At 31.2% G+C, this 15,474-nt stretch carries 12 protein-coding genes; 11 read left to right on the top strand and 1 reads right to left on the bottom strand.

Annotation, left to right across the window (positions count from 1 at the left end):
- Nucleotides 1-22: 22 nt before the first annotated feature.
- Entirely contained in the window at nucleotides 23-1,777 is a 1,755-nt protein-coding gene (locus ABNT22_RS05855) for an ABC transporter ATP-binding protein (protein ID WP_348715000.1), read from the bottom strand.
- Nucleotides 1,778-1,941: 164 nt separating this feature from the next.
- Here ABNT22_RS05855 and ABNT22_RS05850 point away from each other — a divergent pair, with 164 nt between their 5' ends.
- The 11 genes from ABNT22_RS05850 to ABNT22_RS05800 all read left to right on the top strand — a co-directional run bounded on the left by ABNT22_RS05850 (nucleotide 1,942) and on the right by ABNT22_RS05800 (nucleotide 15,338).
- Nucleotides 1,942-3,042 (top strand): Glu/Leu/Phe/Val dehydrogenase, encoded by a 1,101-nt coding sequence (locus tag ABNT22_RS05850; RefSeq protein WP_348714999.1) that lies wholly within the window; start codon nucleotides 1,942-1,944, stop codon nucleotides 3,040-3,042.
- Between the two features lie 78 nt (nucleotides 3,043-3,120).
- Nucleotides 3,121-4,059 carry a transcription antitermination factor NusB gene (gene nusB, locus ABNT22_RS05845; protein WP_348714998.1) on the top strand — a complete coding sequence of 313 codons (939 nt, stop codon included), beginning with the start codon at nucleotides 3,121-3,123 and terminating at the stop codon, nucleotides 4,057-4,059.
- A 39-nt stretch (nucleotides 4,060-4,098) separates the two neighbouring features.
- Complete coding sequence (locus ABNT22_RS05840) at nucleotides 4,099-4,569, top strand: DUF1573 domain-containing protein (protein WP_348714996.1); 471 nt, start codon at nucleotides 4,099-4,101, stop codon at nucleotides 4,567-4,569.
- Nucleotides 4,569-4,886, top strand: a complete 318-nt coding sequence (yajC, locus tag ABNT22_RS05835; protein ID WP_348714994.1) for a preprotein translocase subunit YajC — start codon at nucleotides 4,569-4,571, stop codon at nucleotides 4,884-4,886. The genes ABNT22_RS05840 and yajC overlap by 1 nt, the downstream gene beginning before the upstream one ends.
- Before the next feature lie 72 nt (nucleotides 4,887-4,958).
- Nucleotides 4,959-5,891: a hypothetical protein gene (locus ABNT22_RS05830; RefSeq protein ID WP_348714993.1), complete on the top strand. Its 933-nt coding sequence runs from the start codon at nucleotides 4,959-4,961 to the stop codon at nucleotides 5,889-5,891.
- 3 nt (nucleotides 5,892-5,894) lie between these two features.
- Nucleotides 5,895-6,503, top strand: coding sequence for a dephospho-CoA kinase (gene coaE, locus ABNT22_RS05825; RefSeq protein WP_348714992.1), 609 nt, complete (start codon nucleotides 5,895-5,897; stop codon nucleotides 6,501-6,503).
- A gap of 91 nt (nucleotides 6,504-6,594) precedes the next feature.
- Nucleotides 6,595-8,169, top strand: a complete 1,575-nt coding sequence (locus tag ABNT22_RS05820; protein WP_348714990.1) for a HAMP domain-containing sensor histidine kinase — start codon at nucleotides 6,595-6,597, stop codon at nucleotides 8,167-8,169.
- Between the two features lie 11 nt (nucleotides 8,170-8,180).
- On the top strand, nucleotides 8,181-8,879 hold the full coding sequence (locus ABNT22_RS05815; RefSeq protein WP_348714988.1) for a response regulator transcription factor: 699 nt from the start codon (nucleotides 8,181-8,183) through the stop codon (nucleotides 8,877-8,879).
- 126 nt (nucleotides 8,880-9,005) lie between these two features.
- Complete coding sequence (locus tag ABNT22_RS05810; protein WP_348714986.1) at nucleotides 9,006-9,905, top strand: ATP-binding cassette domain-containing protein; 900 nt, start codon at nucleotides 9,006-9,008, stop codon at nucleotides 9,903-9,905.
- A 10-nt stretch (nucleotides 9,906-9,915) separates the two neighbouring features.
- The gene (locus ABNT22_RS05805) at nucleotides 9,916-10,752 is read left to right on the top strand and encodes an ABC transporter permease (RefSeq protein WP_348714984.1); all 837 of its coding nucleotides are present in this window, start codon (nucleotides 9,916-9,918) and stop codon (nucleotides 10,750-10,752) included.
- Between the two features lie 50 nt (nucleotides 10,753-10,802).
- Nucleotides 10,803-15,338, top strand: a complete 4,536-nt coding sequence (locus ABNT22_RS05800; protein WP_348714983.1) for a T9SS type B sorting domain-containing protein — start codon at nucleotides 10,803-10,805, stop codon at nucleotides 15,336-15,338.
- Nucleotides 15,339-15,474 lie beyond the last annotated feature (136 nt).

Genomic DNA, 15,474 nt, shown 5'->3' with positions numbered 1-15,474 from the left:
TTTTACTTGACAATACAAATCCCTACATTTCTTTTTCTAAAAGTTGTTGTTCATAAAGCTCTTTATAGAAACCTTCTTCCTTTATCAGTTGATTATGAACACCTTGCTGCACGATCTTTCCTGCTTCTAAAACAATTATTTTGTCTGCATTCTTAGCTGAAGAAACCCTGTGGCTAATGATAAACGTTGTTTTATGTGCAGATACGTTTTCTAAATTTGTTAATATTTGTTCTTCTGTCTCAGTATCAACAGCAGACAAACAATCATCAAACACTAAGATTTTAGGGTCTTTTATGATGGCTCTGGCAATTGACACACGTTGCTTTTGTCCTCCAGACAATGTAACACCTCGCTCTCCTAAAATAGTATCATAGCCATCTTTAAAATCAATTATATTCTTATGTACCACAGCGTTTTTTGCTGCTGTTATGATTTCATCTCGATCTGCATCTTCCTTTCCAAACTTTATATTATTTTCAATGGTGTCTGAAAATAAAAACGGGTCTTGAGGTACAAAACCAATTTGATCTCTTACAGAATATAAATTAAGCTCTTTTATAGGGCTATTATCAATTACAACCGTACCACTAGTAGTATCGTACAGCCTTGCAATTAAGTTTACAATAGAAGATTTACCACTTCCTGTTTTTCCTAAAATAGCTAAGGTTTCACCTTCATTTACAGAAAAACTAATATTCTTTAATGCTTCTATATTGGTATCGTCATATGTTAATGAAACATTGTTAAACTCAATACTTCCTTTAATAGGTGTTTTATCTTCAACCTCATTTTGAATTTCAGGAACATGATTTAAAAATTCATTAATACGTTGCTGAGAAGCTTCTGCTTGTTGAATTATATCGGCTACCCATCCCACTATCGCAACAGGCCATGTTAAAATATTTACATACAAGAAAAACTCAGCTACAACTCCTAATCCAATTTCTCCATTGATATATTGCTTTCCTCCAACATATAGTACAATGATATTACTAATTCCAATTAGCAAAATCATCAAAGGAAAGAATAAAGCTTGCACTTTGTATAAATCAATATTCTTTTCTTTACTTGCATCTGCTAACTCTCTAAAACTTTTCTCTACATTTGGTTCAATCGCATAAGATTTAACCACGTTAATCCCTGAGAAAAATTCTTGACTAAAGGTTGTTAATTTGGATAGGTATTGTTGTACAACAGTACTTTTCTTATTGATTTGTCTACTTAAAATAAAAATAGAAATTGATAAAACAGGAAAAGGTATCAATGTATACATAGTCAATTTTACATCAATCTGAAGCATTTGAGTAAAACCAACAACAAAAGAAACAATCATATTCAGTGTATACATTATAGCAGGACCAAAATACATTCGTACTTTAGAAACATCTTCATGTATGCGGTTCATTAAATCTCCCGTTCGATTCTTCTTATAAAAATTGATCGACAACTCTTGATATTGTTTATAAATCTCATTCTTTAAATCAAATTCAATCAAACGAGACATTACTATAATGGTTTGACGCATTAAAAAAGTAAAAAAGCCAGCTATCAAAGTAAGACCAATAATTAAGAAAATATTGTAAAGCAACTCAGATTTCACTTCCGATAAACTCTCTATTTCCTTTTTCAAATAAGATTCCACAACGTTTAAAGAGTTTCTTATAACTACCGGAATCCTCAACGCTAAAACCTTTGACAACAAGGTAATAACAACTCCTGAAAGTAAACGCCATTTATACTTTATAAAGTATTTGTTTAGATATTGTAGTGCTTTCAATATTAATTCTTATTATTTAATATAATATATGCAATCTAACACCTTAATTGTTAAAGATAACATAATAAGAGGTAGATTTTTTGCTTATGATTTAACGATTTCTTACTTTTGCAACTCATTTTTTGAGATTACCTAAATAATCTCAAAGTAAAAAACAACTACAGATGACATCAGAAATCATTGATACTAAAGACCTTAAGAACGACCCTGTATTTGGTCAATTCTCTTTTGACAATCATGAGCAAATCGTGTTTTGCAACGACGAAGATACAGGTTTAAAAGCAATTATTGGTATTCATAACACAACTTTAGGACCTGCTTTAGGAGGTACTAGAATGTGGCAGTATAAAAGCGAATGGGAAGCATTAAATGATGTTTTACGTTTATCTCGTGGTATGACTTATAAATCGGCAATCTCTGGATTAAATTTAGGAGGTGGTAAAGCTGTTATTATAGGGGATGCTAAAACACAAAAGAATGATGCATTAATGCGTAAGTTTGGAGAATATGTAAATTCTTTAAGCGGAAAGTACATTACTGCAGAAGATGTTGGTATGGAAACGCGCGATATGGATGTTATTAGAGAAGTAACTCCTCATGTTACTGGTGTTTCAGAAGCTATCGGAGGATCTGGAAACCCATCTCCTGTAACTGCTTATGGTGTTTATATGGGAATGAAAGCTGCTTCTAAATACAAATTTGGAACAGATAACTTAGAAGGAAAGAAAGTTTTAGTTCAAGGTGTTGGACACGTTGGAGAAACTTTAGTAAAACATATTACTGATGAAGGAGCACAAGTTATATTAAATGATATTAACGAAGCTCGTTTAGAAGAATTAAGCAAAAAATACGGTGCAAATGTTGTTTTAGGTAATGATATCTATGGATTAGATATCGACATCTATGCTCCATGTGCATTAGGTGCTACTGTAAATGACGAAAGCATTGCTCAATTACAAGCTAAAGTAATTGCTGGTGCAGCAAACAACCAATTAGCTAATGAGTTAAAGCACGGTAAAATGTTACAAGAAAAAGGAATTGCATATGCTCCTGATTTCTTAATTAACGCTGGTGGTATTATCAATGTATATGCTGAAGTAGTAGGATATGACAAAGCTGAAAGTTTAAAAAGAACTGAGAATATCTACAATACTACCTTAGATATATTTGCTTTAGCAGAAAAGGAAAATATTACAACACACCAAGCTGCTTTTAATATTGCACAAGCAAGAATTGATGCTCGCAAAAAAGAGCAAAATAGCTAGATAAAAAATTAAAAAAGTTTTACTTTTGCAGAGCGTTAGAAATAATTTCTATCGCTCTTTTTTTTAAAGTTCTTTATAATGATTAACAGAAGACATATTCGAGTTAAAGTAATGCAATCAGTGTACGCTATGTTACACTCTGACAACAATGATTTAGTTAAAGAAGAAAAGTTTGTAAAACATAGCATTCAAAAAATGTTCGATCTTTATACTTTAAACCTTCAATTATTAGTTGAAGTTCAAAAGTTAGCTCGAAAAAAAATGGAACTTTCTAAAAAGAAAATTCTAGCCACAAAAGAAGATTTAAACCCAAACACAAAATTTACGAACAATCGATTACTGAATCTAATTAACGAAAGCGTTAGCTTAGAAGGGTATATCGAATTAAACAAACTTAACTACTGGATCTTAGATGATGAGTACGTTAAAATTCTGTGGGAGGAATTACAAAAAAGTAGTATTTACCAAAAATATATGGATACCGTTGAAGATTCATATAACGTAGATAGAGCTTTTGTAATAGATTTCTTTAGAGAGATTGTAGCTCCTAATGAAAAGCTTGCCGAATATTATGAAGATAAAATGATTTCTTGGGTAGATGATATTCCTTTTGTAAATACTTGGATTATTAAATCTCTTAATAAACAAAACCCAAATAAACCATTTATTTTAGGAAGCTTATATAAAGACAATGATGATAAGTTATTTGTCAGTAATCTTTTTAATAAAACTATGCTTCATCAACACAAATACGATGAAGAAATCACCGCAAAAACACCAAACTGGGAAGCAGATAGAATTGCTGATATTGATATGATTTTAATTAAAATGGCTATCACAGAATTCTTACATTTCCCATCAATTCCTAGTAGAGTAACTATTAATGAATACATTGAATTGGCGAAAGATTACTCTTCTAGCAACAGTGGGCAATTCATTAATGGAGTCTTAGATAAACTATCAAAAGAGTATCAAAACTCAAAAAGAATGGTTAAAATTGGAAGAGGATTACTATAAATTAGTATTTTTACCTCACTATTTAAAATTTTATTGATCATGAAGAATATAGTAGTTGCATTAGCCATTTTAGTTTCTACAGGAATGTTTGTTTCTTGTGGTAAAGGAAATGCTTCATCAAAAGTTAAGTCTGAAAATTTAGTAAGTGCTGAAAAAAGAGACTTAAATATAAGTAAAGGAGCACCAGTAATTTCATTTGATAGAGAAGTTCACGATTTTGGAACAGTACCAGAAGGTGAAATCGTAAAAACTAGCTTTATTGTAACGAATACAGGAAAATCTGATTTAGTTATTACAAATGCTCAGGCAACTTGTGGATGTACAGTTCCAGAGTGGCCAAAGAATACTCCAATTAAACCAGGTGAAACTGGTGAGATTAAAGTATCTTTCAATACTAGCGGTAAACCAAACAAACAATCTAAATCTGTTACTTTATTCACGAATACTGAAAGTGGTAGAGAAGTTGTTAAAATAACAGGAATGGTAACTCCTAAAAAGAAAGACGCATAATGTTTGTATCAATAGCACTACAAAGTAGTTCAAGTGGACTAATGAACATGTTACCATTTGCTGCAATGCTGGGAGTTTTCTATTTTTTGATTATTCGTCCTCAGATGAACCGTCAGAAAAAAGAAAAACAATTTCAAACCTCTATTAAAAAAGGTAATAAAATTGTTACTTCAAGTGGTATACATGGTAAAATAGTTGAAATCAACGATAACGATAATACAGTAACTGTTGAAACTGGAGCTGGAAAAATTAAATTCGAACGTTCGGCTATTTCTCTTGAACTTAGTAAAAAATATACACAAGACACTGAAAAGTAATCTTTTTTAGAAAAGTTAAGAAAGTGAGCAAAATGCTCACTTTTTTTTTGCTAGATTGCATAAAGTTTAATTTTGAAAATATTCAATAACATACCTAAAGTATTTTTTGGCTTTTTGTTTGCCTCTGCTTTGATGTGGCTTTTAATCAATTTGTCAAAAGAGTATTCTTCGGAAATAACCTATCAAATTCGGTATGAAAACTTACCTTTAGATAAAGTCTATAAAAAAAAGCCTATTTCAGAAATTCCGATGACAGTTGAAGCAACGGGATTTAAATTATTTGCAGAAAGCTTATCTACTCCAGAAATAAGTTTAGACCTTAAAGGATTACAAAAAAAAGGAGCAAACTACTTTTTCTTAACTCAAAATTTAAATACCATTATTCAGAAACAATTACGTAATGGCATTAAATTAAAACAAATAGAAAAAGATTCGATTATTGTTCAGTTAGATAAGCTTGCCTCAAAGAATGTCTCCTTGGTTTCTAATATTAAAATGAATTTTCAATTAGGATATGATTTAGCTAAACCTGTTGAAATTATTCCTCCTACAATATTAATTTCTGGTACAGAAGATCAATTAAAGGAAATTAATGAGCTAGAGTTAGAAGAAATTGTTCTAGATAATGTTTCTGGAAGCATTTCTAAAACTGCAAAAATTGTAACACCTAAAAACTCTTCGATCAAGTTTAATCAAACTGAAGCTACACTAAATCTAGAAGTTGACAAGTTTACCGAAGATGAAATAAGTGTACCAATTACACTCAAAAATGTCCCTCCAAATGTTCAACTAAATATTTTTCCTAAAAAAGTAACAGTAACTTATAAAGTTGGATTGAGTAACTTTAATAAAATAACAAATACGTCTTTTGAAATTGTTTGTGATTATAGAAAAGCACTAAACGATAATGTTGATTTTCTTATCCCTCAATTAAAGGAAAAACCTCAGTTAATTTCTTCTGTTCGTATTTCTCCTAATAAAATTGACTTCTTAATTAACAAATAACTTATGGTTGTTGGAATAACTGGTGGTATAGGTAGTGGTAAATCTACAGTGGTGGCTATGTTTTCAAAAATGAAAAACGTTACTGTTTATATAGCAGATGCTGAAGCAAAAAAGCTTATGAATACTTCTGAAACAATCAAAAACTCTTTAATCAAAGAGTTTGGCGAAAAAACTTATATAAACAATGAGCTAAACAGAGCTTATTTAGCATCCATAGTATTTAAAGACAAACACAAGTTAGCCACTTTAAATGCTATCGTACACCCTCAAGTACACCAACATTTAAGCAATTTCATAAAAGATAATAATGATAAAGATTATATCGTATATGAAAATGCCATTCTGTTTGAAAACAATAGTAATCAATTTTGTGACAAAATAGTAACAGTAACCGCTCCTTTAGATATCAAAATTCAAAGGGTCATACAAAGAGATGGTGTAACCAGAGAGGATGTTCTACATCGTATAAAAAATCAATGGTCAGACGAGAAAAAACTATTACTTTCTCATTATAAGATATTTAACATTGATTTAGCAATTACCAACAAGGATGTTTTAAGAATCCACAATTATTTAACAAAAAACAATTCCTTCAATACAAACATCTCATAGTAATTCTTAAAATTTTCTTAAAAAGAAATTATCTTTGTTAATGTAAGTTAAAAGAAATCTATCCAATATCTTATTAACATATTTTTGAGTTATGAATAAACGAATATTTATTCTTATTGTAGTTTTAATGAGTATTTCTTTGATAGGAATCATCTCTGTTCAAGTATATTGGATTAAAGATTCTATCAAAAACAAACAGCAACGATTTGAAACGAATGTTAGAATTGCGCTAGCGCAAACAGCTGAGCGTATAGAGGAAAGAGAGAAACAAGATCTTGTTAGGAAATACACACCTTTTATAGAAAGTAATTTATACCGAACTAAAACGGGAGTTAAAAACTTTTTATATAAGCAAATAGACACTACAGGTCGTAAGAAGTTTCTTTTTAGTGAGTATATAGAGGAAGAACATGAAATCCCAACTCAAAGTTTTGGGAATCCTAACTTTGATGAATCTGTTGTTATCAAAAAAATCACTGGAACTAGAGATTATATGTTTGTTCAAGCATTAACTGGTACAGATCAATACTCTGGTAATAGTCTTGCCAATAGGTTTACAACATCGAGTAACTTTAGAGACTTGAACAATGCTCAACTATATGATACATTTTCTGAAATTAGAAGAAGATTACCATTAAATAAGAGAATAAGCAACTCTGAGTTAAATGCGACATTAAAAGAAGAATTTGCAAAAAGAAATATAAAGCAGGAATTTAAATATGGCGTCTATGAAGACGGTTTAGCAACCTCTTTAAAATCGGGATATTTTAAAATTCAACCAGAAGATAACTTTTATTATTCTCTTTTTGAAGATGAAAAAGGAAATAGTATTTATAAACTATATGTAAAATTTCCAGATAGAAAGAAAGAGATATTATCGGATATCTTCAAGATTTTAATTTTGTCTTTGCTATTTATTGGAATTATTATTGCAGCCTTTTCGACATCGCTGTATCAATTAGTTAGACAAAAGAAAATTTCAGAAATCAAAACTGATTTCATTAATAATATGACGCATGAGTTTAAAACTCCAATAGCAACAATTAATCTTGCTTTAGATGCGATTAAGAACCCGAAAATCATTAAAGATGAGGAGAAAGTAAAAAGATACGTGCAAATGATTCGTGACGAAAATAAACGAATGCATGGTCAGGTAGAAAATGTTCTAAGAATCTCAAAACTAGAGAAGAATCAAATTGATATTAGTAAGGATGCTGTTGATATGCACGACATAATTGAGGAAGCAATAGAACACATTCAACTAATAGTAGACAATAAGAAAGGAAGCGTAAACATGCATTTCAAAGCTATTTCAACTGAAGTTTTAGGAAATCAATTTCATTTAACCAATGTTGTAGTAAACATGCTTGAGAACGCAATTAAATATTCTGAAAAACCTCCAAAGATTGATGTTTATTCGGAAAATACTAATAAGTTTTTTATCTTTAAGATAAAAGATGAAGGTATAGGAATGAGCAAAAATGCTCAAAAATATGTTTTTGATAAGTTTTATCGAGAACATAAGGGAAATATACATAACGTAAAAGGTCATGGTTTAGGGCTGGCGTATGTAAAAGAAATAATAACGAATCATCAAGGTTCGGTATTTGTTGATAGTGAAAAAGGAAAAGGAAGTACATTTACAATAAAAATACCATTAATATAAAGAAGGCAAAAATGGGAACAAAAAAGATTTTATTAGTTGAAGATGATCCAAATTTTGGAACAGTTTTAAAAGATTATTTAGCATTAAATGATTATAATGTTACACATGCTAAAGATGGAATTGATGGGTTAATTATGTTTAAAAACTCTGAATATGATTTGTGTATCTTAGATGTTATGATGCCTCGTAAAGATGGTTTTTCTTTAGCACAAGATATTCGTACAACCAATAAAGAAGTTCCAATTATCTTCTTAACTGCTAAAACTTTAAAGGAAGACGTATTAAAGGGTTATCAAGTAGGTGCAGATGATTATTTAAACAAGCCTTTTGATTCTGAAGTCCTTTTACACAAAATCAAAGCAATTCTTCAAAGAAAAGAAAATGAAAAATCTACCGAAAGTGAAGAGTTTGAATTTAAAATTGGAAAATTTGATTTCAATTCTAAATTACGTCATCTTTCTTTCAACGGAGAAGAACCTCAAAAACTTTCACCAAAAGAAAGTAAACTTCTTAGAATGTTATCAATTCATAAAAATGATTTAATGCCTCGAGAATTGGCACTTACAAAAATTTGGAGAGATGATAACTATTTCACTTCAAGAAGTATGGACGTATATATAGCTAAACTTAGAAAATATTTAAAGCGTGATGAGAATGTAGAAATATTAAATATTCATGGAGAAGGATTTAGATTAATAGACAAATCTTAAACGCTGTTAACTTTCAAATCAAAAAAAGACTTTCAATACCTGAAAGTCTTTTTTCTTTTTATAAATTGTAACAATTAAAAACTTGACTCGTCAAATAATTATATAATTAACTAAACCAAAAAAGCTTTGGAAACTATATTATCAATTAAAAATCTCGATAAAAAATTTGGAAAAATACATGCTGTAAACAACCTCTCTTTTGATATTCAGAAAGGGAATGTCTACGGTATTTTAGGTCCAAATGGTAGTGGTAAGTCCACTACTCTAGGAATTATTTTAAATGTTGTAAACAAAACTTCTGGTGAATTCAGTTGGTTTGACGGATCAATGTCTACACACGAAGCATTAAAAAAGGTAGGTGCAATTATTGAACGCCCTAACTTTTATCCATATATGACCGCTATTCAAAACTTACAACTTATCTGTAAGATTAAAGGAGTACCTGCTGATAATATAGAAGAAAAATTAAAAGTCGTTAACTTATACGAACGTAGAAACAGTAAGTTTAGAACCTATTCATTAGGAATGAAACAACGATTAGCAATTGCCTCTGCCCTATTGAATAATCCAGAAATCTTAATTCTAGATGAGCCTACAAACGGACTTGATCCTCAAGGAATTCATGAGATACGCCAAATTATTAGAAAGATTGCTAAGAACGGAACTACTATTTTACTTGCATCCCATTTATTAGACGAAGTAGAAAAAGTTTGCTCTCATGTGGTAGTTATTAGAAACGGTGTAAAATTGTATAGCGGAAGAGTAGAAAATATGATTGCTTCAAATGGTATTATTGAAGTTAAAACAGAAGGAGATATTGATAAATTGGTGACCTCTTTAAAAAACTATTATGATATTGCTACCGTTAATGTTGATGACGACTTGGTTATTGCTAGCCTAGAAAACGAAACATCTGCAGCCAAAATAAATCAATATTTATTTGAAAATGGTATTACAGTTTCTCATTTAGTAAAGAGAAAACCAAGTTTAGAACAACAATTTTTAAATTTAACCAACAACAACTAACCTATCTGCTATGTTACGATTATTAACCATTGAATTTCACAAATTAAAACACAATAGAGCGAGTAAAGTTCTATCAATTATATATTTTGGATTATTAACTTCAATTGCACTCATCGCTGCCATAAAATTTGACATTGGACCTATAAAATTCCACTTAGCTGATCAAGGTATTTTCAACTTTCCATACATCTGGCATTTCAACACGTATATTGCAGCTATCTTAAAATTTTTCCTTCTTTTGGTCATTGTTTCTATGATGGCTAATGAATACAGTTACAAAACCTTAAAACAAAATTTAATTGATGGTTTAAGCAAGCAAGAATTTATTCTTTCTAAATTTTATACGGTTGTTGCTTTTGCTTTAATATCAACACTTTTCGTTTTTGGAGTTTCTTTAATCTTGGGAATGATTTATTCTGATTTCAACGAACTATCCATTATTTTTTCAGATCTAGAGTATCTCGTAGCATTTTTCATAAAACTTGTTGGTTTTTTCTCTTTTGGACTATTCTTAGGTATTTTAATAAAACGTTCTGCATTCGCAGTTGGAGCGATGATTGTTTGGGTATTTATTGAAAATTTAATTTATGGTATACTTGGCTGGAAATTTGTATCAAGCTGGGATACAGCTCAAAACATCAAAAACTACCTTCCTCTAGAAGCAATGGCCAATTTGATAAAAGAGCCATTTACTAGATTAGGTGCAGTAAAATCAGTAGCTAGTCAAATAGGAGAAAATTTCACAAAAGACTATTCTGTAAGTGCATTAAATATACTTATTGTACTTGTTTGGACAACGATTTTTATTTATCTATCATATTATTTGTTAAAAAAACGAGATTTATAGAGGGTTTTAAGTAGTTTAGTTGTTTTATATTAGCAACAAATTTTAATTTAATGAAAAAGCTACTACTCTTCGTATTATTAGTATTAATAACATCGACCTCTATTTACTCTCAAAAAGAAGCTAATTTTTGGTACTTTGGACAAAATGCCGCTTTAGATTTTAATTCAGGGGCACCGCTTCCAGTTTCTGGAAGTCAGTTAAATACTTTTGAAGGTTGCTCTTCATTTTCTGATGCAAACGGAGATCTCCTATTCTATGTAGGAGCACCTTCTCCAAATGCAAGAAACTTAACTATCTGGAATGCATCCAATCAACCAATGCCATTCTCTGATGTTAGTAATGGAGGACAAACTCTTAAAGGAGATTCTTCAAGTTCACAATCGGCATTAACCGTTCCAGCACCTAAAAAACCAAATATCTATTACCTTTTTACTGTAGGAGCTGTTGTTGGTAGTGGTGGAGAATATGGTTTTTGGTATTATACCGTTGATATGACCCAAGATGGTGGTAGAGGTGATATTGTTAACGGACCTGTTGATTTACATGCTCCTTTATTAAAAAACCAATGGACAGAAAAAGTTACCGCCGTAAGAGCTAGTAGTTGTAATACTTTCTGGGTGATTTCATTTGCTCAAAATGGTGATTTTTATGCTTACAAAGTTGATGAAAATGGTGTAGACACTGCAAATCCTGTAGTCTCTTCTTTTAGTACTTTAGGTATTACAGACCCAAGAGGTTATTTAAAAGTTTCTCCTGATGGTGAAAAGTTACTTTTGGCCAATATGACAAGTGGAGCTTATTTATTTAGCTTTGACGACACTACCGGTAGAGTATCCAATTATAGAGGAAGCTCAAGTCCACAAAGAATTAATGTAGGAGCTGAAAACGCATATGGAGCTGAGTTTTCAATTACAAGTCAAAAACTTTATGTTTCTACTGGTGATTGGAGATTTGGGTCTACAGAAAACTTATATCAATATGATGTAACTCAACCAACTATTGCTGGAGTAAATGCTTCAAGATATAGAGTTCATAGCTATGTAAATACAAGAGGAGCTTTACAATTAGGTCCAGATAGAAAAATTTATTGGACCAGTGACCAAAACACTAGAATTAGTGTTATTAACCAACCTGATGAAGCTGGAGCTGCTTGTGATTATTCTCATCAAACGGTTGATTTAGGCGGTAGAACAGCAACTCAAGGATTGCCTCCTTTTTTATCATCGTTATTACTTCCTATTGAAATTAAGGATCAAGTTACAAGTGATATTGTTAATGATCAAACACTTCAATATTGTATTGGTGATACAAAAACAATTGCTCCGGATCCTGTTACAGGAACGAATGTGGTATATGAATGGACTTTTGACAATGGTACTACCACTACAATTGTTTCAAGTACAATTGATTTAACACTGAATAGTATCACTCCTGCTAACGCTGGTACATATAGACTTAAAGTTACTCTAACAGATAATTGCGGTAACGTACTTGAGCAATTAGCAAAATTTAATTTAGAGGTGTACGAAGCGGCTACAGCTACAAAACCTAATAATATATTCTTCTGTGATGTAGATAATGATGGATTCAATACTTTTAACTTACAAAATGATGTAACTCCACAAGTATTAAACGGATTAGACCCTGCAACTTTCGAAGTTGTTTACTATTTAAATGCAGCAGATGCTAACAATAATAATACTGCAAACGCGTTAGCCAACCCATATACAAATCCAACTCCATTTAGTAATCAAACCATTCATGCAAGATTACATAACAGAGCAGCACCAAATGCTTGTTTTGATGTTGAAACTTTTACACTTGCTGTTACTGGAAGTCCAGTGCCACAAAATCCTGTAGATTATGAAGAATGTGATGACGTGGTAAGCGGTGGTGATACAGATGGTTTTTTCAATAACTTTATCTTAAATACAAAAGACAACGAAATTTTAGGTCCTTTAGATCCTGCTATTTATGAAGTTTCTTATCACTTTACTCTTATAGGAGCGCAGACAGACAAAACTACTGATGTAATAGATAAAACCATTGCATACAGAAATACTTCTGCGAATTCTCAAACAATATATGTTAGAGTTGAAAATAGAAATAATGCGGCGTGTAATGATGCTTCTATCTCGTTTAATCTTGTTGTAAATCCATTACCTGTTATTGTAAATGATCCAACAATTATTAGACATTGTGATGATGATACTGATTTAAACTCAAACATCAATCTTACCTTAGCACAACAAAATATTTCTGCAAATTATCTTAACGAAACTTTTAAGTACTATCCAACACAAACGGATGCGATAAATGATACTGCTGAAATAATTAATCAAACTGCTCATCCTTTATCTAATGGTGATTCAGTTTGGGTAAGAACAATTACTAATAAAAACTGTTATAGAATATCTAGAATAGATATTGTTATTGGACACTCTTCAAATGTTGCATATACCAATGAATTTAGAGTATGTGATGACTTTTTAGATATTGATGGTAATGACACAGTCAATAATAATGATACGGATGGAATTACTAATTTCGATATTAGTTCAGTTGAAACAGATGTAAAAGCATTGTTCCCTGCTGCATTGCGTCCGAATTTAAATGTGTTAATTTTTGAAAACACAACCGATAGAGACGCTGTATTAAATGCTATTCCTGACTTAGCAAATTATAGAAATAGAAATGTTCCTGCAGCAACACCTCAAACTTTATACATTAAAATTATAAATACAGTTAATAATGACTGTACAGGGTTAGGTGAATTTACAATTTGGGCACAACAACCTCCTTTAGCTAATACCGCAGCAAACTTTGAACTTTGTGACGATTTTGATAGTGGAGCTTTTGACGATGGAATTAACATCAATATTAACCTAAGAGATCGTGTAAACGACATTCTAGGACCAACACAACCTTTAACGGATTATACAGTTACCTTTCACACTTCTCCTACAGATGCGAATACTGGTAACTCTCCAATTCTTAATGATACAAACTATACGAATCAAACTAGAGATAGGGAAACTATTTATGTTCGTGTTGTAAACAATAGTACAGGATGTTTCAATGATCATTTAACATTCGATATTATTATCAATCCATTACCTGTTGTTACAAATGCTATTCCTAATTTAGAAGTTTGTGATATTGCGACAGCGAGTGATGGAGACCCAAGAAATAGACTTGCTCAAAACATTGATTTATCACAGAGAGATGCAGATGTTCTTAACGGAAGAAGTTCAAGTGACTTTGAAGTTTCTTACCACAGAACACGTCAAGATGCTATTGATGGAGTACTTCCTCTTCCTAAAACGAATTACTCCAATGATCCTACTAGAACTATTTTCCCTGCGAATCTGTTAAGTGATGACCCAGGTCTTGAAGTTATTCATGTTAGTATTTTAAACACTGCTACAGGATGTAGAAATGGAATTGCTACACTTCAATTAGTTGTGTATCCAGAGCCTAGTTTACCTGTGAACATTACAAATCTTGAAAGCTGTGATAACACATCTGACACAAATCAGAGTGACACTAACGGAATTAATGGTGATATCACTTTAAGTTCGAAAATCCCTGAGATTTTACAAAACTATCCAGCCACTGAACATAGTAACTATAATGTAACCTTTCATGAAAATTTAGGGGATGCACAAACAGGAAGTTCTCCTATTAACGATAATATTTATGAAAATACTGCAAACAATCAAACAATTTATGTAAGAGTTCAAAATACAAAAACCTCTTGTGTAAATGATGATTTAACCTTCAACATCGTTATTAACCCTTTACCTGATTTTACTGTAATGACCCCTGTTATTGTTTGTTTAAACAACCCACAAACAAGATTAGAAGCATTAAATCCAGGAGCCACTTACGATTATAAATGGTATGTAAGAGGAACTCCAGGAACTATTTTAAGTACTGATTCATTTTTAGATGTTCAAGTTGGAGGAACTTATATAGTTACTGCTACGATGCAAGATGGTACTGGTTGTGAAAGAATGGAAGAAATAGTTGTTGATGAATCTATTGCTCCAACATTTGATGCTGACGATGTGGTTATTGTAGATGATACAAACAACAACAGACTAGACAACTACTCTATTACAATTATTACAGAAAATGACAACTTAGGTATTGGAGATTACGAATTCTCACTTATTGATGAAAACGGTATTCAAACATTATTCCAAGACGAGCCTGTTTTTAATAATATCAAAGGAGGTATATATACTATTGTAATTCAAGATAAAGATGGATGTCAACCAAATGCAAGGTTAGATGTTTCAGTTATTCAATATCCTAAGTTCTTAACTCCTAATGGAGATGGTCTTAATGATACATGGAAAATAAAAGGAGCTAATTCTAGTTTTTATCCTTCAAGTAGTATTCATGTTTTTGATCGCTTTGGAAAAATAGTAGCCATTCTTCCTATTGACCATATTGGTTGGGATGGTACTTACAATGGTAATGTATTACCTTCAAGTGATTACTGGTTTAAAATTCAACTAGTAGATCGAAAAGGCCAAGTACACCAACATCAAGGACACTTCTCTTTACTAAGAAGATAATTTATAAAAACAAAAAGGTGAGCTAAATAGCTCACCTTTTTTAATGGGGTACTATTACATATTCGAAAAAGCCCTCTATAAAACACATGAAAAACACTGTTTTTCAATGCATCTTCAATCGAGTACTTTAATAACT

The sequence above is a fragment of the Tenacibaculum sp. 190130A14a genome, assembly GCF_964048965.1.
In the GTDB taxonomy this organism is placed as follows: Bacteria; Bacteroidota; Bacteroidia; order Flavobacteriales; family Flavobacteriaceae; genus Polaribacter; species Polaribacter polynesiense.
This window is presented reverse-complemented; position numbering and strand designations above follow the sequence as displayed.

What these genes read in the sequence shown, in the direction of transcription:
- ABNT22_RS05850 (WP_348714999.1), top strand. Translation starts at nt 1,942, where the DNA reads ATGACATCAGAAATCATTGATACTAAAGACCTTAAGAACGACCCTGTA.
- nusB (WP_348714998.1), top strand. Translation starts at nt 3,121, where the DNA reads ATGATTAACAGAAGACATATTCGAGTTAAAGTAATGCAATCAGTGTAC.
- ABNT22_RS05840 (WP_348714996.1), top strand. Translation starts at nt 4,099, where the DNA reads ATGAAGAATATAGTAGTTGCATTAGCCATTTTAGTTTCTACAGGAATG.
- yajC (WP_348714994.1), top strand. Translation starts at nt 4,569, where the DNA reads ATGTTTGTATCAATAGCACTACAAAGTAGTTCAAGTGGACTAATGAAC.
- coaE (WP_348714992.1), top strand. Translation starts at nt 5,895, where the DNA reads ATGGTTGTTGGAATAACTGGTGGTATAGGTAGTGGTAAATCTACAGTG.
- ABNT22_RS05820 (WP_348714990.1), top strand. Translation starts at nt 6,595, where the DNA reads ATGAATAAACGAATATTTATTCTTATTGTAGTTTTAATGAGTATTTCT.
- ABNT22_RS05815 (WP_348714988.1), top strand. Translation starts at nt 8,181, where the DNA reads ATGGGAACAAAAAAGATTTTATTAGTTGAAGATGATCCAAATTTTGGA.
- ABNT22_RS05805 (WP_348714984.1), top strand. Translation starts at nt 9,916, where the DNA reads ATGTTACGATTATTAACCATTGAATTTCACAAATTAAAACACAATAGA.
- ABNT22_RS05800 (WP_348714983.1), top strand. Translation starts at nt 10,803, where the DNA reads ATGAAAAAGCTACTACTCTTCGTATTATTAGTATTAATAACATCGACC.